Source organism: Bradyrhizobium hipponense (assembly GCF_008123965.1).
GTDB lineage: Bacteria > Pseudomonadota > Alphaproteobacteria > Rhizobiales > Xanthobacteraceae > Bradyrhizobium > Bradyrhizobium hipponense.
In genome coordinates this window covers 442-764 of sequence record NZ_VSTH01000307.1, presented here as the reverse complement: position 1 = coordinate 764, position 323 = coordinate 442, and the positions used below count along the sequence as shown (strand labels likewise).

Annotated in this window: 1 protein-coding gene; it reads right to left on the bottom strand. The window is 65.3% G+C overall.

Features of this window, described 5'->3' with window-relative positions:
- Positions 1 to 323: Ig-like domain-containing protein (locus FXV83_RS43480; RefSeq protein WP_187436558.1), on the bottom strand; the 323-nt coding region annotated here is incomplete at both ends.

The following is a 323-nucleotide window of genomic DNA, read 5'->3' as shown; positions in this document are numbered from 1 at the left end:
GACCCAGCAGGGTGGCGCCGTCATAGACCTGCACCGAGCTGACCCCACCGGCATCGCTCACCGTGCCTGACAGGGCCAGCGTGTTGTCCTTCGTCACACCCCCGCTGCTGATGGTGGGGGTCGCGCCCGTATCCGTGGTGATCGTCGTGCTGATCGTCTCGGTCGGCGGCGTCGTATCGACCTGCCCCGTGTTGACCGTTGCCGTCAGCGCAGACGTGGTCGTGGTGTTGCCCGCACTGTCAGTGGCCTTGGCGGTGAAGCTGTGGCTGCCGTCAAGAAGTGCTGCCGTTGTGTAACTCCAGTTGCCCGCGCTGATTGTTGCC